Annotated in this window: 18 protein-coding genes and 1 pseudogene; 8 read left to right on the top strand and 11 right to left on the bottom strand. The window is 68.2% G+C overall.

Going from position 1 to position 19,680, the window contains the following annotated elements; genetic code table 11:
* Positions 1–4: 4 nt before the first annotated feature.
* Positions 5–673 (bottom strand): response regulator transcription factor, encoded by a 669-nt coding sequence (locus tag A5622_RS04200; RefSeq protein WP_066876907.1) that lies wholly within the window; start codon positions 671–673, stop codon positions 5–7.
* 217 nt (positions 674–890) lie between these two features.
* On the opposite strand from A5622_RS04200, the gene A5622_RS04195 reads away from it, so the two are divergent.
* The gene (locus A5622_RS04195) at positions 891–1,307 is read left to right on the top strand and encodes a pyridoxamine 5'-phosphate oxidase family protein (RefSeq protein WP_066876921.1); all 417 of its coding nucleotides are present in this window, start codon (positions 891–893) and stop codon (positions 1,305–1,307) included.
* Positions 1,308–1,316: 9 nt separating this feature from the next.
* On the opposite strand, the gene A5622_RS04190 is transcribed toward A5622_RS04195, so the two are convergent.
* Positions 1,317–2,291 carry an NAD(P)H nitroreductase gene (locus A5622_RS04190; protein WP_066876906.1) on the bottom strand — a complete coding sequence of 325 codons (975 nt, stop codon included), beginning with the start codon at positions 2,289–2,291 and terminating at the stop codon, positions 1,317–1,319.
* A 143-nt stretch (positions 2,292–2,434) separates the two neighbouring features.
* On the opposite strand from A5622_RS04190, the gene macS reads away from it, so the two are divergent.
* Together macS and A5622_RS04180 are read left to right on the top strand one after the other, a co-directional pair.
* Positions 2,435–3,595 carry a MacS family sensor histidine kinase gene (macS, locus tag A5622_RS04185; RefSeq protein ID WP_066876905.1) on the top strand — a complete coding sequence of 387 codons (1,161 nt, stop codon included), beginning with the start codon at positions 2,435–2,437 and terminating at the stop codon, positions 3,593–3,595.
* On the top strand, positions 3,585–4,250 hold the full coding sequence (locus tag A5622_RS04180; RefSeq protein ID WP_066871056.1) for a response regulator transcription factor: 666 nt from the start codon (positions 3,585–3,587) through the stop codon (positions 4,248–4,250). Before macS ends, A5622_RS04180 begins: the two co-directional genes overlap by 11 nt.
* Positions 4,251–4,302: 52 nt before the next feature.
* Here A5622_RS04180 and A5622_RS04175 read toward each other — a convergent pair whose 3' ends face one another.
* The 3 genes from A5622_RS04175 to A5622_RS04165 all read right to left on the bottom strand — a co-directional run bounded on the left by A5622_RS04175 (position 4,303) and on the right by A5622_RS04165 (position 7,390).
* Complete coding sequence (locus A5622_RS04175) at positions 4,303–5,631, bottom strand: acyltransferase (RefSeq protein ID WP_066876898.1); 1,329 nt, start codon at positions 5,629–5,631, stop codon at positions 4,303–4,305.
* Positions 5,632–5,767: 136 nt separating this feature from the next.
* Positions 5,768–6,058 (bottom strand): YiaA/YiaB family inner membrane protein, encoded by a 291-nt coding sequence (locus A5622_RS04170; protein WP_066871062.1) that lies wholly within the window; start codon positions 6,056–6,058, stop codon positions 5,768–5,770.
* 45 nt (positions 6,059–6,103) lie between these two features.
* A complete protein-coding gene (locus A5622_RS04165; protein WP_066876896.1) occupies positions 6,104–7,390 on the bottom strand; it encodes a hypothetical protein in 1,287 nt (428 codons plus the stop codon).
* A 147-nt stretch (positions 7,391–7,537) separates the two neighbouring features.
* Here A5622_RS04165 and A5622_RS04160 point away from each other — a divergent pair, with 147 nt between their 5' ends.
* The 3 genes from A5622_RS04160 to A5622_RS04150 are packed head-to-tail and all read left to right on the top strand — an operon-like array spanning position 7,538 to position 9,642.
* Complete coding sequence (locus A5622_RS04160) at positions 7,538–8,065, top strand: MarR family winged helix-turn-helix transcriptional regulator (RefSeq protein WP_066871068.1); 528 nt, start codon at positions 7,538–7,540, stop codon at positions 8,063–8,065.
* Positions 8,062–8,895 (top strand): alpha/beta fold hydrolase, encoded by an 834-nt coding sequence (locus A5622_RS04155; RefSeq protein WP_066876894.1) that lies wholly within the window; start codon positions 8,062–8,064, stop codon positions 8,893–8,895. The genes A5622_RS04160 and A5622_RS04155 overlap by 4 nt, the downstream gene beginning before the upstream one ends.
* 42 nt (positions 8,896–8,937) lie before the next feature.
* Positions 8,938–9,642: a class I SAM-dependent methyltransferase gene (locus tag A5622_RS04150; RefSeq protein ID WP_066876892.1), complete on the top strand. Its 705-nt coding sequence runs from the start codon at positions 8,938–8,940 to the stop codon at positions 9,640–9,642.
* 13 nt (positions 9,643–9,655) lie between these two features.
* Here A5622_RS04150 and A5622_RS04145 read toward each other — a convergent pair whose 3' ends face one another.
* The 5 genes from A5622_RS04145 to A5622_RS04125 all read right to left on the bottom strand — a co-directional run bounded on the left by A5622_RS04145 (position 9,656) and on the right by A5622_RS04125 (position 17,312).
* Entirely contained in the window at positions 9,656–10,738 is a 1,083-nt protein-coding gene (locus A5622_RS04145) for a PDR/VanB family oxidoreductase (RefSeq protein ID WP_066871077.1), read from the bottom strand.
* 2 nt (positions 10,739–10,740) lie between these two features.
* On the bottom strand, positions 10,741–11,673 hold the full coding sequence (locus tag A5622_RS04140; RefSeq protein ID WP_066876890.1) for an alpha/beta fold hydrolase: 933 nt from the start codon (positions 11,671–11,673) through the stop codon (positions 10,741–10,743).
* Positions 11,674–11,686: 13 nt separating this feature from the next.
* A complete protein-coding gene (locus A5622_RS04135; protein ID WP_066876919.1) occupies positions 11,687–12,595 on the bottom strand; it encodes a metal-dependent hydrolase in 909 nt (302 codons plus the stop codon).
* 38 nt (positions 12,596–12,633) lie between these two features.
* The gene (locus tag A5622_RS04130; RefSeq protein WP_066876888.1) at positions 12,634–15,891 is read right to left on the bottom strand and encodes a thioester reductase domain-containing protein; all 3,258 of its coding nucleotides are present in this window, start codon (positions 15,889–15,891) and stop codon (positions 12,634–12,636) included.
* 428 nt (positions 15,892–16,319) lie between these two features.
* Positions 16,320–17,312: a diacylglycerol kinase family protein gene (locus A5622_RS04125; RefSeq protein WP_066871089.1), complete on the bottom strand. Its 993-nt coding sequence runs from the start codon at positions 17,310–17,312 to the stop codon at positions 16,320–16,322.
* 149 nt (positions 17,313–17,461) lie between these two features.
* Here A5622_RS04125 and A5622_RS04120 point away from each other — a divergent pair, with 149 nt between their 5' ends.
* Both A5622_RS04120 and A5622_RS04115 read left to right on the top strand, forming a co-directional pair.
* Positions 17,462–18,355: an oxidoreductase gene (locus tag A5622_RS04120; RefSeq protein ID WP_066871092.1), complete on the top strand. Its 894-nt coding sequence runs from the start codon at positions 17,462–17,464 to the stop codon at positions 18,353–18,355.
* Positions 18,356–18,455: 100 nt separating this feature from the next.
* Positions 18,456–19,373, top strand: coding sequence for a DMT family transporter (locus A5622_RS04115; protein ID WP_066876886.1), 918 nt, complete (start codon positions 18,456–18,458; stop codon positions 19,371–19,373).
* A 52-nt stretch (positions 19,374–19,425) separates the two neighbouring features.
* Here A5622_RS04115 and A5622_RS04110 read toward each other — a convergent pair.
* Positions 19,426–19,680: pseudogene (locus A5622_RS04110) on the bottom strand (MCE family protein); the annotation flags it as partial.

The following is a 19,680-nucleotide window of genomic DNA, read 5'->3' as shown; positions in this document are numbered from 1 at the left end:
CCGCTCACCCCGACCAGTCCGGCGCACTCGACGGTGGGCCGGACCGCTGATTCAGTTTCGACGCGAACACCGCCGCCTGGGTGCGGCGCTCCATGCCGAGCTTGGCCAATAACCGGGATACGTAGTTCTTCACCGTCTTCTCCGCGAGGAACATGCGCGCGGCGATCTGTCTGTTGGTCAGTCCCTCGCTGAGCAGTCCGAGCAGCGTGCGTTCTTGCTCGGTCAATCCGGACAGCGGGTCCTTGCGCGCGGTCGTGCCGCGCAGCTTGGACATCAGCGCGGCCGCGGCGCGGTTGTCGAGCAGCGATTTGCCGGCGCCCACCTCTTTGATGGCCTGGGCCAGCTCCATGCCCTTGATGTCCTTGACCACGAATCCGCTGGCGCCGGCCAGGATCGCCTCGAGCATCGCCTCATCGGAGGTGAACGACGTCAGCATCAGGCAGCGCAGGTCGGGGTGATCCGCCACCAGGTCGCGGCACAGTTCGATGCCGTTGCCGTCGGGTAGCCGAACGTCGAGCACGGCAACGTCGGGCTGCAACGCCGGGATGCGCGCCTTCGCCTCGGCCACCGTGCCCGCCTCGCCGACGATCTGGAGATCCGGATCGGAGGCGAGTAGATCGGAAAGACCGCGACGGACGACCTCATGGTCGTCGACCAGGAACACCTTGACCATGGCGAGCCCTTTCCTGCCGGTCTGGCAACTGGAAAGATTGCGACCGACCCACCCAATATCCCATATTTCGAAGGCAGCCGCCGGGACGCAACGGGTTCAACGACTTTGGTCCCCACGGGTCGGGACCTTCGGCCGACGCCCCGGCCGGTGATGCGCCAATAGTGTTGCGGCCGTGGTCTATTGCGGCGTCAACCGCACCCGCGGAAAGGAGCTTTCGATGACCGATGAGGGAGTCGTCATCCTGCCGGTGCACGAGTGCTGGGAACTGCTGGGCAGCGCGGCGCTGGGGCGGCTGGTCACCTACGCCGACGGCCAGCCCGATATCTTCCCGGTCAACTACGTCGTCCAGCGCCGAACCGTGCTGTTCCGCACCGCGGGGGGCACCAAGCTGGTCAGCTCCGCGATCAACAATCGGGTGCTCTTCGAAGTCGACGACCACAACGTCGCCGAGGCGTGGAGCGTGATCGTCAGGGGCAAGGCGCGCTCGCTGCACACTCCGGAGGAACTCGAGGAGGCCGAGCGCGCGCAGGTGCTGCCGTGGACCAGGCCGGAGAAGACGCACTATGTGCGCATCGTGCCGGAAAGTGTCACCGGCCGCAGGTTCCAGTTCGGATCACCACCGAGTGACGTTTAGCGCCCGCGGTCAGCTCGCCCACTCGACGAAGTCGTCGAGGTCACGTCGCGGCGTCGCCGGCAGCGGATCGGCGTTGATCGGCGCCCAACCCACCCGGAGCAGCATCTGCGGGTAGTTGCTGTCGCCGAAGATGTCGCGGCGTACGGCCTCGCGGGTGCCGGCCGTCTCCAGCGGTTCGGTGACCGGGCAACTGGCCAGGCCGGTTGACGTCGCGGTGAGCAGCACCGCGCTGGTGGCCTCACCGGCGCGGAGCTGGGCCAACCGGTCGTCGTGGCGGGTGCCCAGCGCAAGCACCACCGCGTTGTCGTCGGCCGGGGACGAGTCCGGTGCCATCGGCAGCGCCGCACCCGCGAACAGCCGGCTCGGGATCTTGGCCTGCGGGTCCGATATCGGCGCATTGCGCGCGGGCACCCCGGCGACCGAGAAGTAGCGCCCACTCCATGCCGCCAGCTCGACGAGATAGTCCTGGGTCAGGTGATCACGGACCGACTGCGCGACGATGCCGTGCAGCGCCTCGATGTCTTCCACCTGACACATCGTGACGCCGGTGCGCGCGGCCCGCGCCGCCATCAGCGCGATGTCGCCCATGGGCACCGGCCAGGAGCTGTAATAACGCCGATCGGTGCGCCGCCGCGGTATCGCCGCGGCCAGTGCGATGTCGACGGAATCGGCGGGGTACGGCGAAAGCTGCAGCGTGGCGAGGTGATTCGGGTCGGCAACGTTCGGCAGCCGCAACACCTTGGACCGCCACCCCACCGCCGCGAACGCCGCAACGCAGTGGTGCAGCGCCGTGCCGCAACTCAGAACCAAGTCGCGGCCATCGGGGTCGGTGTTGGGCAGCTGGCGGCCGGCGTCGGCGTGCAGCTGCAGGCTGGTCGCGTCGACGCGCCACCGCCACGGTTGGGTGTTGTGCACCGACGGGGCGCGTGAGGCCAGCGTCAGGGCGGTTCGGATCGTCCCGGCGTCCGGAAAGCGGTCGTTCATGCCATGGTCCCCCTTCTCTCCTAGCGCCTTGCCGGTATCCACCATCACGCGTTGTTCTCGACAGCACGAGGGCAGGACGGCTCTAACTCGAGGGACTTTCGGCCAATCTCCGTGGCCGCCCCGCCGCGGGGCCCTTCGCCCCTATGCTGACGACGATGGCGAACCACGGCCCCGATCCCACCACGCCCCTGTGGCGCGCGGCCCAGGTGTTCCGGCTGCTGAGCTGCATCTACGCCACCGGCTTTCAAATCGCGATCAATCCGGATCTAATGCGGCCGGTGCTGGGCTGGGTGCTCTTCGGCGCGCTGATCGGCTGGAGCGCGGCCTGCGCGGTCGCCTACCTGCGCGGCTTCGGACGCCGGCCGGCGTGGGTGCTGGCCGAGCTCGTGGTCGTCGTCCTGCTGATGTGGTCGAACAGTCTCGTCGCGAGCCCGCACTGGGCGGCCGAGAACCAGACCTGGCCGACGACGTTGTGGGCGAGCAACCCCACGATCTCCGCCGCCATCCAGTTCGGCCCCGCCGGCGGAATGCTGACGGGCCTGGCGGTGATGGCCACCAATTTCGCGGTCAAGGATTACCTCGCGCTCAACCTCGGGCACAACGCCACCGTCATCATCGAACTGGCGATCGGCATGGCGATCGGGATGGCCGCGCAGACAGCACGGCGCGCCCACGCCGAGCTGCAACGAGCGGCCCAACTGAGCGCCGCGGTGGCCGAACGCGACCGATTGTCCCGGCAGGTCCACGACGGAGCGATCCAGGTGCTGGCGCTGGTCGCCAAGAAGGGCCATGAGATCGGCGGCGCCACAGCAGAACTCGCCGACCTGGCCAGCGAGCAGGAGCGCGCGTTGCGGCGCTGGCTGGCGGGCACGGACATCGAGGCGGATGCCGACGGGGTGACGCTCGACCTGCGCTCACTGCTGCGGTGCCGGGAATCCGATCGCTTCTCGTTCAGCCTGCCCGGCACCCCGGTGCCGCTGGGGCGTTGGGCGGCAACGGAACTCGACGCCGCGGTGGGCAACGCGCTGGACAACGTCATCGCCCATGCCGGTCCGGAGGCGCACGCGTACGTGCTGGTGGAGGACCTCGGCGATTCGGTCGTGGTCAGTGTCCGCGACGACGGGGTGGGGATTGCCGCCGGCCGACTCGAGGAGGCGTCTCGTCAGGGACGGCTGGGCATCGCCCAATCGATCGTGGGACGCCTGACGGCGCTGGGCGGCAGCGCCGAATTGCACAGCGCCCCAGGGGAGGGCACCGAGTGGGAGTTGTGCGTGCCACGCCGGAAGGAACGCCATGGCGGATGACGAGACGCCGACGAGCGTGATGGTCGTCGACGACCACCCGATCTGGCGTGACGCGGTCGCCCGCGACCTGGCCGAGGAGGGCTTCGCGGTGGTCGCCACGGCCGACGGCGTGGCCGCCGCGGGGCGGCGGGCCGCCGTGGTCAAGCCCGACGTGGTGGTGATGGACATGCAGCTGACCGATGGCGACGGTGCGCAGGCGACCGCCGCGGTGCTCGCGGTGTCACCGTCGACGCGGGTGCTGGTGCTGTCGGCATCCGACGAGCGCGATGACGTGCTGGAGGCGGTCAAAGCCGGTGCGACGGGATACCTGGTCAAGAGCGCCTCGAAAGCCGAACTGGCACAGGCGGTGACGGCCACCGCTGCCGGCCGCGCAGTGTTCACCCCCAGCCTGGCCGGGCTGGTGCTGGGCGAATACCGGCGCATCGCGCAGAGCAAGGACGACGGGCCCGCCCGCCCCAGCCTCACCGAACGAGAAACGGAGGTGCTGCGCTACGTGGCAAAAGGACTGTCCGCCAAGCAGATCGCCGAGAGGCTGTCGTTGAGCCACCGCACGGTGGAAAACCATGTGCAGGCGACCTTCCGCAAGCTCCAGGTCGCCAATCGGGTGGAACTGGCGCGCTACGCCATTGAGCACGGCCTGGACGAAGAGCCGTGACCCGCGGGGCGGGCGGATAACCGCACTTGCCCCGCGGGCCGACGCCTCTGGGCTACCGCGTCGCGGCGTGGCCTCCGCCGACCGGTACCGCGCCCTTGTGCTGGGCCATGATTCGCGCGCTCACCAGTGCGGTCACCACCACGGCCATGCACACCAGCCCGTCGTCTTTGAGGCCCCACCTGATCGCCGCGAGCAGCGCCACGCCGGCCGCGCACAGCAGGGCACCGACGGCCACGCCCCGGCCCCGTGACGTCACCGCGGGCGCGCCGTCCCAGCCGGACAGCGGGTTGTTCTCCAGCGGCCGCAGCGCAACGAACAGCACCGCCACCGTGACGACCACGATGAGCACCTGCGCGAGGCTGATGGCGAGGAAATCATGCGCGCCCGGAAAGCGTGGGCAGCCAAGGTAATCGAAGATCAGGTGCACACCCAGCAGCACCGGCATGTGCCACAGGTACAGGGTCATCGCGCCCGAGTTGCCGATGGCGGTCCACCACCACACTCGCGGCCGCTGCGCCCAACGCGCGATCGCCGGTGCGGCCGCGATGGCCAACGCGCTCAGGATGATTGCGTGGCCGGCCAGCAGCAGTGACGGCGGGCTGGTGTTGGACAGGTGGTGATCGCCGGTGCCGACCATGCTGATCTGATACGGTCCCCAGTGCACCAGCGCGACATCGACGGCGAGGAAGACGGCGGCGACGGTCAGCGCGGCGCGGCCACCGAGCAACCGGCGCCGGTAAGCCACACCGAACATCGCGGGAATCAGCCAGACGGCCAGGTTCAGATAACCCAGCGGCATCAGCGCCGGCCACTGCAGGCGGATCACGTCGATCAGCGCGATCGTCCCGAAGACCGCCGCCACCCCGGCGGCCAGGCGCCCGGCCGTGGTGATGCGGTACAGCACCGGCATGGCGGCCAGCACCAGAACGTAGGCCCCCAAAAACCACAGCAGCTGCGTGCTGACACCGGCGATCGGCTCGTAGACGTGTTGCGGCAGCGCCCGATACAGCACGGTCAGCGTCACTGCCCAGAACGCCAGATAGTAGAACACCGGCCGGAACAGCCTGGTGCAGCGCCTCATCAGCCAGTCGCCCCAATTGGTGCCCGGCGCCCAGGAGGACACGCACGCCGCGGCGCCGGCGAAGAAGAACAGCGGCATGATCTGCAGCAGCCACGTCATCGCCTGAAACAGCGCCGAGGTGGTGAGCAGGTTGTCCCAGATCAGGACGTTGTTGCGGATGATGCTGGCCGCCATCACGGTATGGCCGAGCACCACGCCGACCAGCGACGTGATGCGGATGACGTCCAGGACGCGATCACGATCGGCCGGCGTACTCGCGGCCACCTCGGCGACGTCGGGAAACCTGACAAGAGTGGTCATGGGAGCGGAACTGCCCTTCTGTGGTGTGAACGCCGAAGCGTTGTGGTGGAGCAGGAATCGTGCGATGAGAAAAGCATCGCCGGTGGCGCGGGCGCGGGCGTGCGCACTTCTACGCGTAGGCGCTGAGTAGTTCTACTCAGCCCGCGGAGTTGAGCGGGTCGTAGTCGGCCAGCAGCTTTTCGATGCGGGCCTCATCGAGTCGCACCCGGACGGTCGCGGCCTCCTGTTGGTCGCGGATCACCTTGGCCAGGGTGAACGCGCTCGACACCAGGAACAGGAAGGTAACACCGAGGAACAATCGCGGCCACGGGTCAAGCGGCAGGAAGTAGATCCCGCCGAGCGCGGCGAGGAAGCTGATCGCGAACGCGACGGCGGCCTGGACGAAGAAGGCGGCGGTGGTTTTCGACGTGCTGTTGGGGATGGTCATGCCAATCAGACTGCGGCAGCACACCACCCGCGAGGATCCGTAAGACTACTCAGATTCGGCGGTGCGATCGCCCGGCCGCGCCAGCAGCACCGCAGCGGCGCCCGCGGCAGCCACCCCGATCGCGGCGGCGATCACCGTCGCCACCTCCACCGAGGCGAACCCGGAGTCGGCGAGCGGTTTGACCACGGCCACCACGCCCAGGGCGGGCATCACCAGCCGAACCCACCAGGCCACCACGCTGTCCCCGGGTAGTCGCGAATTAGCCTCTGTGACAAACACATACAGTGCCATCAACAGCAGGGGTGCTGCGCCCAGGATCGCCAGGCCGATCCAGCGCGCGCCGTGCGCCGAGACGACGGCGCCAACCAACGCGACGAGGGCGACGACCGCCAGCCGCAGGCCCGCGCCGGCCGGCGCCCCGCGCATGACCGCCAGGCCCGCGGCGGCGCGCACCGCGGCCCAGGCGGAAACCAACGCGGCGGCCACCGCCAACGCGAGGCCGGCCACCGCGAGCCACCGCCGGCCCTCGTCGGCATAGAACTCGGGCACCGCCTCGGCCAGCATCTTGGCGCTCCATCGCCACGGGCCTATCACGCCCTGGTGATCGCCCACCCACAACACCACCGCCACCGCGGCCACCAGCACGACGGCCAGCGACATGGATCGTCCCGGCCTGGCGACGCGCGGGATGCGGACGGTGAGCAGTTCGACGCCCACCATTCCCAGGCCGAAGCCGACGAGCTGGCCGGACAGCGGGCGCGGTGTTGCGGCCGTCCCGATGACGACGGGGTCGGTGCTCAACGCGACGAGGGCGGTCACCGACACCGCGAGGCAGCCGTAGAGGAGCAGGCCGGCGAGCACGAGCGGCAGCGCCAGCGTCGCCACGACGCGCGTCGACGCCCAACAGGCGGCGGCACCGACCACCACCGCCACGACTGCGGCGCCGACCGGCAGCCACGACACGATCTTGACGGGGTCTTGATCTGGCCAAAGCAGCTGCAGCAGTTGCAATCCGAGCGTGGCCGCGAACTCCGCGGCCAACACCAGGTAGGCAAGCAACTGAACGATGCCCGCGGCCGTCCCCACTTTCGGGCCCAGGGCGGCGCCGATCAGCTCGGCGGTGCTGCGCGCGTGCGGCGCGTGGCCGCGCAGCCGCGCCAGCGCGTAGATCACCGGAATCATCACCACCGCGCCCACCAGGGCGCCCAGCCCGTACCACGCCGCGGACGCGATCACGGCCATGCTCAGCGCGGCGGCCCGCCATGTTCCCAGCACCGGCTCCCCCGAGCCCGTCTCCGGCCGCGCCGGCGCGGGTAGCGATTTCTTCGGCATCGCCTAAGCATGACGTAGCGGCGCTGAATTGATCAACGAACGCGCCTCGGTCACGCCCGCGAACCAGCAACACGACGCCTTGCATATGGCTCAATAAATCGCTTAGTATCTAAGCGAATTTTGCCGGTGCGTCGGAAGGGGTCTCAAGTGCCCACGGCGGTCAAGACAAAGCGAGCCCGTCTCGTCGACTTGCTGCTCGGCTCGCTCGCGCGTCGATACAGCACGGCCGCAGTGCTTTTCCACCACGCGGTCGCCGAGAAGTTAGGGCTTGGCCCCACGGACACGAAGTGTCTTGATCTGCTGCGTGAGCGATCCGCGATGACGGGCAGCGAACTCGCCGCGGCCACCGGGTTGACCACCGGTGCGATCACCGGTGTGGTGGCGCGCCTGGAGAAGGCCGGTTACCTCCACCGCGATCCGCACCCGCAAGACGGACGCAAACAAATCCTGCGTCCGGTCGAGGCGCGGTTTCAACAGGTACACGACGTGTTCGGGCCGTTTCGTGGCGATCTCGCGACCCTGTTGTCGGAGTTCGATGAGCACCAGCTCAACGCCATTGCGCGGTTTCTCGCCGAAGGAACCGAGATCACGTTCAGACATGCGGCGCTACTGCGAGCTCAGCCGTTTTCTGCCGACGACAGATCGGGCGGCTACCGTGGCAAGGCGCCGCGATGAGCGTGCTGGAAGTCGAAGGGGCCCAGCTGTATTACGAGACCCGCGGCGACGGCCCGCCGATGTTGCTGATTCCCGGCGCCAACGGCGATGCGGGCGTCTTTGAGCCGCTCGCCGACAGATTGTCCGCACACTATCGGGTAGCGACATACGACCGGCGGGGCTTTAGCCGCAGTCGCCTTGCCGGCCCACAAGATTACTCACGGCGATTGTCCACCGACGCCACGGACGCGCGGCGCCTCATCGAGCACGTGGCGGGCGGCGGAGAGGCCACCGTCTTCGGTACCAGTTCTGGAGCCGTTGTGGCGCTGCGTCTCCTGCTCGAGCACGCCGACGTGATCGATACCGCCGTGTTGTTCGAGCCGGCCGCCATGTGCTTGCATCCGCAAGGCCGGCAATGGATCGAGTTCTTCGCCTACGTCTATGACGTATACCGGCGCGCGGGAACGGACCCGGCGTTGAAACTGTTCCGCGAACGTACGTTTCCGGCGGTAGACCACGCGGTCATGCAGCGGTCCAGAAATCCAAACTCCCCGCACGCGGTGGCGAACGCGGTCTACTGGTTCGAGCGTGAGCTTCGCGAGTACACCTCGGCGCAGGTGAACACCGAAGCCCTGCGCCCATGGGCCGATCGCATCGTCCCCGCGGTGGGGCGGGAATGCCGAGGCTATCCCAATCACGAGGTGAGCCGTCGATTGGGCCGCCTGCTCGACCGCGATGTGGCCGAAATGCCGGGCGGACACGTGGGTTTCGTGACCCATTGCGACGCGTTCGCTGACGCCCTGCTCACCCGACTGCAACAGGAAACCTCGGCAAGACACGGAACACGGTAAGCGAAGAACCGAACGGGTCGACGCGGGAAGGCAGATGGCGGGATGGACGTACCGTTCACCACCAGATACGGGATCGAGGCGCCCTATTGGCCGGCGGGATTCGCGCTGGGCGGCGTAGCGCTGCTGGCCGTGGCGCGCTCTCGCGGTCGCTGGTGGCGTGCTCCCGCCGCGGCGTTGTTCGCTCAGGCGGCGCTGTATCTGCACACCACGTTGCGCGGAAAACACGTCGCGTGGCGCCGGGAACTGGACCGGCTGGCATTGAATGGCGATGAGCGCCTACTCGATGTCGGCTGCGGCAGCGGTGCGGTGCTGATCGCCGTCGCCAAGCGGCTCCCCCGCGGGCGAGCCGAGGGTGTCGACCTATGGCGCAGCAGGGACCAGTCCGGCAACGATCCCGCGCGTACGCGGGAAAACGCCCGCGCCTACGATGTGGCGGATCGGATCCGGCTGCACACCGCAGACATGACCGAATTGCCCTTTCCCGACGGCTCCTTCGACGTCGTCACCTCGGCGCTCGCGGTGCACAACATCTCCAACTCCGCTGACCGTCGCCGCGCGGTGGCTGAGATGGCCAGGGTCCTCAAACCCGGCGGCAGGCTTGTCCTGGTCGACATCATGCACGTCACCGACTACGCCAGGGTCCTCGCTGACGCGATGACCAACCTCAACTGCCGCGGTCTTGGCATCAACTATTGGTATGGCGCCCCGTGGCTGCCCGCACGCGTGCTGACGGGCACCCGGCGCTGACTTCAGGCATCGATCACGCGTCTATTTTCACGCGCCCGGATTTCGCGCGGGAGACGCAGACCAGCATCTCGTCGTCACCTTCCGCGGTGCGGCCGCGCCGATCGACTTGCCCGTCAAGCACTTTGACCTTGCAGGTGCCGCAGAATCCCTGCTGGCAGGAGTACGCGGTGGTCGAATCGCGGTCGAGCATCACGTCCAGCGCCGACCGGTTCGCCGGCACCTGAAGCACCCGCTGCGAGCGGGCCAGTTCCAGCTCGAAGGGCACCCCGTCGACCACCGGCGGCGGGCCGAAACGTTCGTAGTGCAGCGGCGCGTTCGCGTGTTCGTTGCGGGCGGTGCGCACCGACTCCAGCATGGCGGTGGGACCACACACGTAGACGGCCGTCGCCGGCCCGGCGCCGGCGAGCAAGTCCGACGCGGTGGGGATCCGGCCCCGCTCGTCGTCGGCCCACACCGTCACCCGGTCCGGCGCCACGGCCAGCACCTCGTCCAGCAGCGGCATGTAATCGCGGGTGCGCCCGGCATACACGGCGCGCCAATTGATTCCGCGCTGCTGGGCCGTCTGGATCATGGGCAAAATCGGTGTCACCCCGATGCCGCCGATCACGAATAGCACCTCGCGCTCGTCGGTGACGAGATAAAACGCGTTGCGGGGACCCTCGAACTCGAACCTGTCCCCCACCTTGAAGGTGTCGTGCATCTCGATCGAGCCGCCGCCGCCGTCGGCGATGCGGCGCACCGCGATGCGATAGTCGGTGCGTCGGCCGGGCGAACCACACAGTGAGTACTGCCGGCGGCGTCCCGATGGCAGCCGAACGTCGATGTGCGCGCCGGGCGTCCAGGACGGCAACAACCCACCGGCCGGGTCGGCCACCGTCAGGGCGACGACGTCGGGGGCCAGAAGCTCGCGGTTGATCACCACCGCGGTGGTGGTGCGCTGAACGGGCTGCACGCGCGAGGACGTCCACCGCGACGCCGAGGCCAGGCCGCCGAACAGCGCGCCGACCCCGTACAACGCCGTGTACATGCGATCACGCTTGCGGCGGCCGTAGAGGTCGGCCGGAATGCTGTCCCAGATGCTTTGTGCCACAATCAACCTCACGCCTGGCCGATGCCGCGACGGTCCGCGGACTGGGCGATCAGGTCAACCCACTCGCCGGTGAGCCGGGCGATGACCTCGGGGTATGCGCTGACCACCCAGTGGCCGCCCTCGATCGGGACGACCCTGCCGCCCCTCGGGATGGAACCGGTAAACCGTTGCAGGGCGGGCGATACAAAGTAATCCTGGCGGGCGACGAGCACCTGCACCGCAACGGTGGTCTGCGGCAACCGTTTTCCGGGCGCGAGCATCGGCTTGGGCATGTTGGCGCGGTACAGGTTGAGCCCGTTGAGATAGTCGCGGATGGAGCGGCTGGTCGCGGCGCGCCGATGCCCGGCGCCCCGCGGCCGCCCGATGAGTTCCACCGCCGCAAAGACCGCCACGGTCGCCCGCGACCAGATCGCCAGCTCGGGCACGCCGGGGCACAGAAAGAACCAGATGTAGCTCGAGGCCAAGGCCTGCTTGAGGACGTCGAAGACGCCGCGCGGCGACCGCGGGGACCGCAGGAACCTGCCTGCGTAGTTCAGGTGCGGGCCCGAGATCGACGTGAACGAGGCAACCTTGTTCATCACCGCGTCGTCGGTGACCGCCGCCCAGGCCTGAATCGAGCCCCAGTCGTGGGCCAGCAAATGAACCTGGTCGACCCCGAGGCTGTCGATCACCGCGTCGATGTCCGAAACCAGCTGGCCGAAGCGGTATCCCGCCCGCCTGGCCGGCTTCGACGAATCCCCGGCGCCGCGCACATCGTAGGCCACGACATTGAAGCGGCGGCCCAAGATCTCGGCGACCCCGTCCCACACGTGGTGGTTATCCGGGTAGCCGTGGATGGCCAGGACCGTCGGACGGCCCGGGTCGATGTCGGTGTAGGCGTGCACCGCCAGTCGCACGCCGTCGGAGGCGGCGACCGTGGTTGGGGCCACTTCGGTGGTCATGGTCAGTGCCGTTTCAGTGCGAGGCCCGGGCCGCGGGCGACCGGGCCAGGTAGTCGACGGCGCGCCCGACCCCGCCGAGCTGTGACGGATGAAAACTCGGTGTGTAGTAGGCGCCGATGACCCGGAGGAACTGGAACGGCCCGGGCACCAACCCGCGGCGCGCCGCGCGAAAGTAGTCGCGCCAGCGCGGCTTGGTACCGGGCGGCAGGTAGGGATCGACCGAGTACATGAACCGCACACCGCGGACGAACAACCACAGCAGCGCCGGCGTGATCAGCAGCTGCGTGCGCACCTGCCGCCAGTACCCGCCGCGCAGGTGCTTCATGGTGTCGAACGCGACCGCCTTGTGCTCGACTTCCTCGGCGCCGTGCCAGCGCAACAGGTCGAGCATCACCGGGTCGGTGCCCATTGCGTCGTGTTGTGGGGTGTCGAGAATCCATTCGCCGAGGATCGCGGTGTAGTGCTCGAGGGCGGCGACCATCGACACCCGCTCGAGCAACCAGCTCTGCCGGCGGCGGCTGCTCCACCGCGGCCGGTCACCGATGAGTTGGGTGAACAGCCAACGCATTTGGTCGGTGAACGGCGTCACGTCGATGCCTCTGGCCGCGAAGTGTCCGAGCACCCCCGCGTGCGCCTGGGAGTGCATGGCCTCCTGGCTGATGAAACCCTGCACATCGCGACGCAATTGATCGTCTTTGATCAGCGGCAAGGTGTCCTTGAAGGCGTCGACGATGAATTCCTCGCCCGCGGGCAGCAACAAATGCAGCACATTGCAGAAGTGGGTGGTGAACGGTTCGTTGGGCACGTAGTAGAACGGCAGCGTCGACCAGTCGAAGTCGACGTCACGCGCCTGCAGGACGATCCGCTCGTGGTCGAGCGAGGCGTCATGCGGGCCCGTTGCCTTGTCATCGACGGTGAACATCTTCGCCACCCCTTTCCGTCCTGCGCCAAGTCGTGCGGCTAGGCGCTGCGTTGCGCGTCGTCCTCTACCTCAGTGATCAGACGCTCGCTGCGCAAGAACCGGACCAGATGATCGACCGTCTCGGTCAGGGCCGGCTCGCGCAGCCGGACCTTGGTCAGGCCCCGCCGATGACGGTACTGGGTATTGTCGTAGCGCTTGTCGCGCATGGCCGCGATCTTGTCCGCCGACCGGGTGAGGAAATCGACCAGCGGATACATCTGGTCGTTCGGCGTGCAGCGGCGGTTCAGCTGCTCGGTGAACGACGGGATGTCGTGGTACTCAAAGCGATACCCGTAGCGTTCGGACAGGATGCGGGTGACGTCGGTGAGGTTGTAGTAGTCGTCCGCGGTCATGTTGAAGACGCTGCCCGACTCGTCCGGCAGGCCCATCAGCGTGACGATGTGATCCGCGATCAAGTCCGCCGGCAGCAGGCTGATCTGGTTGAGCGCGTTGACGGCGACCCCGTGCTCGATCATGAACGCCGTCAGGCGCACCAGGATGTCGTCCTGGCTGCCGAAGCCCGCCCGGGTGGGCGAGATCAGCGAGGGCCGGTAGATGCGGACGTCGAGTCCCTTGCGCTGCGCGGCCAGCGCCAGCTGCTCGCCGACCCACTTGGTCTGCGAGTAGCCGAAGTCCAGGCCGGCCATCTTCTCGTTGGCGTCCCACTCCCCGACCACCGGTTCGGTGCTCCAGCCGTAGATGAACGTGCTGGAGACGAGGTGGAAAGCCTTGCGGTGGTTGATCATCGCCAGCCGCAACAGTTCACGGGTGCCCTCCACGTTGGCTGGCCGCAGCGCGTCGTAGGTGCGCACGTAGTTGACCAGCGCGCCGTTGTGCACGACGACATCGACGTCCTTCGCCAGTTGCTGGAAGGCCGCCTCGCCAATGCCCAGCGCGGACTGGGCGAGGTCGCCGCAGACGACGCGCACCCGGGCGCGGACATCGGCTTCCAGCGCCGGGGTCCACAGCTGGGCGCGCCGCAGCGACGCGACGATGCGGTCCAGGCCGTGCGCGGGGTCGGTGGCGCGCACCAATGCGTGCACGGTGTAGGAGGTCCGCGACAGCAGGCTGCTCACCAGGAACGGCCCCAGGAATCCGGTCGCGCCCGTCAGCAACAGGTCGGTGGGCTCGCCCGGCCGCGCCGGCGCCAACTCCGGCAGCGGCAGCGCCGCGTCGGCCCGCATCTGGGCGGCCTCGTGGGCCTCGTACTCGGCGGCAATCTTGTCCAGCGCCCCGCGCAGGGCCTCGAGCGGCTGGCCGGAGCCCTCGCCGAATTGCCTTATCAGGCCGAAGAATTCGGACACCGTCAACCGCTGGAGCAGCCGGGTGTTGACCTCTTCGGCGAGCTCCCCCGCGCCGTTCTCCTCCAGCAGGGCCTGCAGGTCCGTGCGGAGCTCGGCCAGCGCCAGCGAGTCGATGCCGAGATCGGCGAACGAGCAGTCCTCGTCTCCGGTGAGGTCGTAACTCTCGATGAGGTTGCGGAAGCGTTCCAGCGGACCGGCGCCGGCACCCAGTTCGCCGTGTGTCCGGTTGGCGGATTGGTTGACCCAGGTGGCGAAGGCGGGCAGCTCGTCGTCCAGCCACAGCTGGCGCGTCGAAGCGCGCCGGATCTTGCCCGACGTGGTCTTGGGGATGCTGCGCGGCGGCGCGAAGACGATCGCGTGCGGATCGATGTGGCAGTGCCGGCGGATCGCGCGGGCCACGGACTTGGCGTCCGGAAGGTTGTGCTCGTCGCGCACCTCGGCGACGACGATCAGCGCTTCGGACTCGTCGTGCTCGACCGCGAAGGCGGCGACGCAGCCGCTCCGGACGTGCGCGGCCGTGCGCTCGACGACGGCTTCGATGTCGGAGGGGTAGCAGTTGACGCCGCGGACGATGATCAGGTCCTTGCTGCGGCCGCAGACGAAAAGCTCACCCTCGTAGAGGAAACCGAGATCGCCGGTGCGCAGGAAGGTGTGTTCGTCATCGCCGGCGATGTGGGCGCCGAACATCTCGGCGGTGAGCTCCGGACGGTTCCAGTAGCCGGCGCCCTTGGAGGGCCCGGCCAACCAGACCTCGCCGACCCGCCCGTCGGGCAGCGCCTGGCGCGATTCGGGATCGACGATGCGGACCAGCGTCTCCTCGATGGGCTTGCCGCAGCTGACCAACGCGACCTGGTTGCTGTTCTCCGGCAACGCCTTTTCGACGCGCGCGACGTTGCGCTCCAGCCCGCGCTTGTTGACCGCGATGGTCTGGCGCCCGCGGATCGACACGATCAGGGTTGATTCGGCCATGCCGTAGGCGCCCGTCAGCGCCTCGGGCCGCAGGCCGTACTCGGCGAACCGCTGCCGGAAGCGAGCGAAGGTGTTGGCGCGCAGCGGTTCTGCGCCCACCACGATGCATTCGAGGCTGCTCAGGTCCACGCCGGCCAGCTCCGCGGCGGGCAGCTTGTCCTCGCGCAGGCAGTACTCGAGCGCGAAGTTGGGTCCCGGGGTGTGGGTGGCGCGCACGTCGCTGATGAGCCGAAGCCACGACGAGGGCCGGGCGAGGAAGTCCAGGGGCGACATCGCGTGGGTGGACCCGCCCAGCAGCACGATGAACATGTAGGCCGAGATCAGGCCCATGTCGTGATGCTGCGGCAGCCACGAGGCCAGTACCACGTCGCCGGTGAAGGCGGAGCCATTGGCGATGACGTTGGCGTGGGTGACGATCACACCCTTGGGATTGCTGGTCGACCCGGACGTGTACTGCAGGAAGAGCACCTCGCCGGGCGTGTCCGCGACCGGGGCGCCGCCGAAGTCCTGGGCACCGTCGGTGGCGAACCAGGGCAGGTCCGGCAGGCCGGCGTCGGACTCGTCCGTCCAGACGCCCTGCCCGCGGCGCTGGCCGAGCAGCAGGCGGAAGTCGTACTCGAACTGCTTCGTCGACAGCACCGCAGTCGCCTGGCAATCGCGCGCGATGAAGCTGAGCTTGGCCAGTCCGGAATCGAAGGACATCGGCAAGGGCGGGCTGACCGGAACGGCGATGACCCCGATGCGCGCGCACGCATACAGCGCGGCGATCATTTCCAGACCGGGTGGGTAGACCAGCAGCGCACGATCGCCGGACTTGAGGCCGGCCTCTGTGGACAGGTAGGCGGCCAGCTCGCGGGTGCGTTCGGCGAAGGCCTGGTAGGTGTAGTGCTCGAGTTCGCGGCCGTCGGCATCGACGAACCGGAAGAGGGTTTGGTCCGGCCTCTGCGCTTCCCACATCTGCAGGTAATCGATCAGCGTCTCCATCGTAGGAGTGATCCCCCTTCCAGGTTGGCTTAGCCCGAGAACGACTTCCGTCGTGAATATAAAGACTAATGTAGCGCCGTGAGGCCGTCCTGAGCAAAGCGTAGATAGGCATTAAGGGCCGTCGCACACCACATTCACAGGTGAAACTTAAATGGCAGAATTAAATGCACTAATGCTGATCTCCGCGCATACGGACTTCAGTATCTCAGTGGCATGCGAGCTGGCGTTACGCCGGTTCGACCACCTGAGATACTGAACTACGTATCTACGAATTCACGGAATTCGATTGCGCCGCCGATCGGACGCACGGTCACAACAATATTATCTTCGTCACGCCCAATGGCGAAATTGCAAATCGAAAAACGCAATTCGATTCGCGCTGCAGAGCCCACCACGGCGACCGCCCGCCGAACGGCCTGCGTGCCGGGCTAGGCGGGCCGGGCGATGCGGATACGCGGGCCTGGCCGGACCACCAGTTTGACGATGCCCAAAAAGCGCTCCCCGTCGATGATGGGCGACAGCGGTTCGTCCTCGGCCTCGATGACCATCTCACGGCCGTTGACATCGCGTAGCCCGGCGCCGCGGAGCATGCCGTTGGTCAGGGCCGTCGGAAGCTGCGCGACGATCCTGGACGGCCGCAGGTATCCGGCCTGAAAATGCAGCGCACCGGGCTCGGAAGCCTTGGGGAACAACCGAAGTGGGCCGCCGATGCGCAGGTCGATCGCGCCGGCGTGCAGCAGGCTGTGCGTGCGCGACGGGACCTCGTCGCCGTCGATCACCACGCGCGCTTGCGTCGGGGTGAACAGGATGGACGCATAGTTCGGCGTCTTCACTCGGCTGGGGGCGACCTTGGAGGTGATGTAGTCGCCGAAGCTGCGAGCGATCACCCGCGCGACGGCCAGCCGGCCGTGATCGGGAGAGTCGTAATACCGGTCGTAGAAACGGTTTCCGACGCCGCCGGCGGCCAGCCCGAAGCAGAGCCGATGAAACGCCGCGCCGTCGGCGGTGGCGCCGTCGAGCACCAACGTGTCCAGCTCCACCTCGGGCGGGGGCCGATCGTTTTCGGCGGCCGCGGTCAGCGCACGGATGATCGCCTCGGGCCGCCCGCGCACCCGGGCCTTGCGGGCGACGGCGTTGACGCTGCCGCCGTTGGTCGGGACGAACGCGGGCCAGCGTTGCGGATCGCCGATGCAGTGCTCGATCTCGTTGATCAACCAGTGCAGTGCGCCGTCGCCGCCGTCGCCCACCAGGTGGGTGACCCGCGGCGCCAGCTGCGCGATGGTGTCGCACAGCTCCTCGATCGAGTTGGTCTCGTGCACCTCGCCCCAGGGGCCGACGATGCGACGCAGTTCGGCGATGCGATCGCGGGAAGCGGAGCGATTTTTCCGCGCTTTCGGATTGACGATGACGCCTAGATGCATCCGGCGATCCCCGCGGCAGGTGGGGTTTCGCTGGTCATCCCAGGCACGATACCTGGGCGCGGCGGGTGACCGACATCGCTCCCGCCCGCCGCCGCACGGCCCGTCGGCCCACCGGCCGGGGTCGCAAGTGCGAAGTTAGGGTGGCTGCCATGGCCGATTGGACCGCAGCACAGCTGCCCTCGTTCGCCGGACGGACCATCGTCATCACCGGGGCCAACGCCGGGCTGGGCGAGATCACCGCCCGCGAATTGCTCCGGGTGGGTGGCCACGTCATCCTGGCAGTCCGCAACACCGACAAGGGCCACGCGGCCGCCGCTCGCATGACCGGTTCGGCAACCGGTCCCGCGACCGGGACAGCCGAGGTGCGTCAGCTCGACCTGCAGGACCTGTCCTCGGTGCGGCGCTTTGCCGAGGGCGTCGACAAGGTCGACGTCCTGATCAACAACGCCGGCATCATGGCCACCAAGCACGCGGTGACCGTCGACGGGTTCGAGGGTCAGATCGGCACCAACCACCTCGGCCACTTCGCCTTGACCAACCTGCTGTTGCCCAAGTTGACCGACCGCGTGGTGACGGTGTCCTCGCTGATGCACCACTTCGGCTACATCAGCCTCAAGGACCTGAACTTTCAGTCCCGGCCGTATTCGGCCTGGCTGGCCTACAGCCAATCGAAGCTGGCCAACCTGTTGTTCACCAAGGAGCTGCAGCGGCGGCTGGACGGCGTCCCCACAGCGCTGCGGGCCCTGGCCGCCCACCCCGGCTGGTCGCACACGAATCTGCAGGGCAACTCCGGCCGGAAACTGGGCGACGCGGCGGTGCTGGCCGTCGACCGGATCGTGTCCACCGACGCCGACTTCGGCGCCCGCCAGACGCTGTACGCGGTCTCGCAGGATTTGCCGGGCGACACCTTCGTCGGGCCGCGGTTCGGGCTGTACGGCCGCACCCAGCCCACGTGGCGGAACTGGCCGGCAAAGCGCGCGGACACCGCGAGCGCGCTGTGGGAACTGTCCGAGCGGCTCACCGGGACGAAGTTCCCGCTCTGACGCCGTGTTCGCTGGCCCGGTGACCTTCGACGCGCCGGTCGTCCGGGTGGTGGCTAGATTGGATGGGTAGCGCCATCGCACCCAGCCAGGAGGTAATGCCATGTCGGACGCGCATCTGGCGGCCATTATCGCCCTGTGTGCCGCGCTGGCGTCCGCGATCGGCAACGTGGTGCGGCAGCGTTCCGCGCAGGAGGTCACCGACAAACGGGTGGGCCACCTGACGTTGTTCGGCATGTTGCTGCGCGACAAGCGTTGGTGGCTGGGCGGTTTGGGGGACATCGGCAGTTACGTGCTGCTGGCCGCCGCGCTCGACAAGGGCTCGGTGTTGCTGGTGATGTCGTTGCAGGTCACGGCCCTGCTGTTCGCCCTCCCGATCTATTCGCGGATGACCGGTAACCGGATCACCCGCCGGGAGTGGACCTGGGCGCTGGTGCTGGCGGTGGCGTTGGCGGTGCTGATCGCGGTCGGGGACCCGACCGGCGGCCAGCAGCGGGCGCCGCTACACATCTGGATCGTGGTCGCGGTGGTGATCGGCCCGCTGCTGTTGCTCGGGCTCGTGGGCGCGCGGATCTGGGCGGATCGCCCGGTCGCGGCGCTGCTGTTGGCAGCCGTCGCCGGCACGTTGCTGGCGGTGTTCGCCGTGCTGATGAAGGGCGTGGTGGACATCCTGGAGCACCACCCGGGTCAGGTGTGGGTGTCATTCGAGCTGTACGCGCTGGTGTTCTGCGGGGCGGCGGGAATGGTCTATCACCAATCGGCGTACCGAGCCGGCGCGCTCACCGCGTCGCTGCCGACGATCATCGTGGCGAAGCCGGTGGTGGGCGGGATCCTGGGCATCATCGTGCTCCGCGAGACGTTGGCAGCCGGCGGCTGGGAATGGTTTGTGCTGGCGGCCACGCTGGTTGTGGTGATCGTCGCGACGGTCGGGTTGGCTCGCGGCGAGGCCGCCTCGATGTCGGCCGGCGCGGGCCGGGACGTGAAATCCAGCGCCCGGCCGCCGGCGACCACCCAGGCCTGACACAGGCCGAAAGCGTTGCCCTAACGGCGTTCTCACGACGCCGGCGTCCGCTTTACGGGTTGATGGTGTTGTCGCCGACCTGGCGGCCCCAGACGTATTCGATGGCATAGGGCGATCCGGTGTCCAGGTGGTTGTAGGGCGCGATGCTGTTGCCGGTGTCCATGATCAGCTCGGGCGCCGGCCACAGATCGCGGGTGACCTTCTGCCAGCAGCCAGGAGCGCCGCCCGGCCCGCCGCGCGCGTTCACCCGCGGCAGGTTCTCCGGCCAGATGTACGGGTTGGGTGCGCCGCCGACGACTCCGGCGAT

Origin of the sequence: Mycobacterium sp. 1245801.1 (genome assembly GCF_001673055.1) — a bacterium.
Lineage (GTDB): Bacteria > Actinomycetota > Actinomycetes > Mycobacteriales > Mycobacteriaceae > Mycobacterium > Mycobacterium europaeum_A.
The sequence above is the reverse complement of the archived record's forward strand: the minus strand, read 5'-3'. Positions and strand labels throughout refer to the sequence as shown.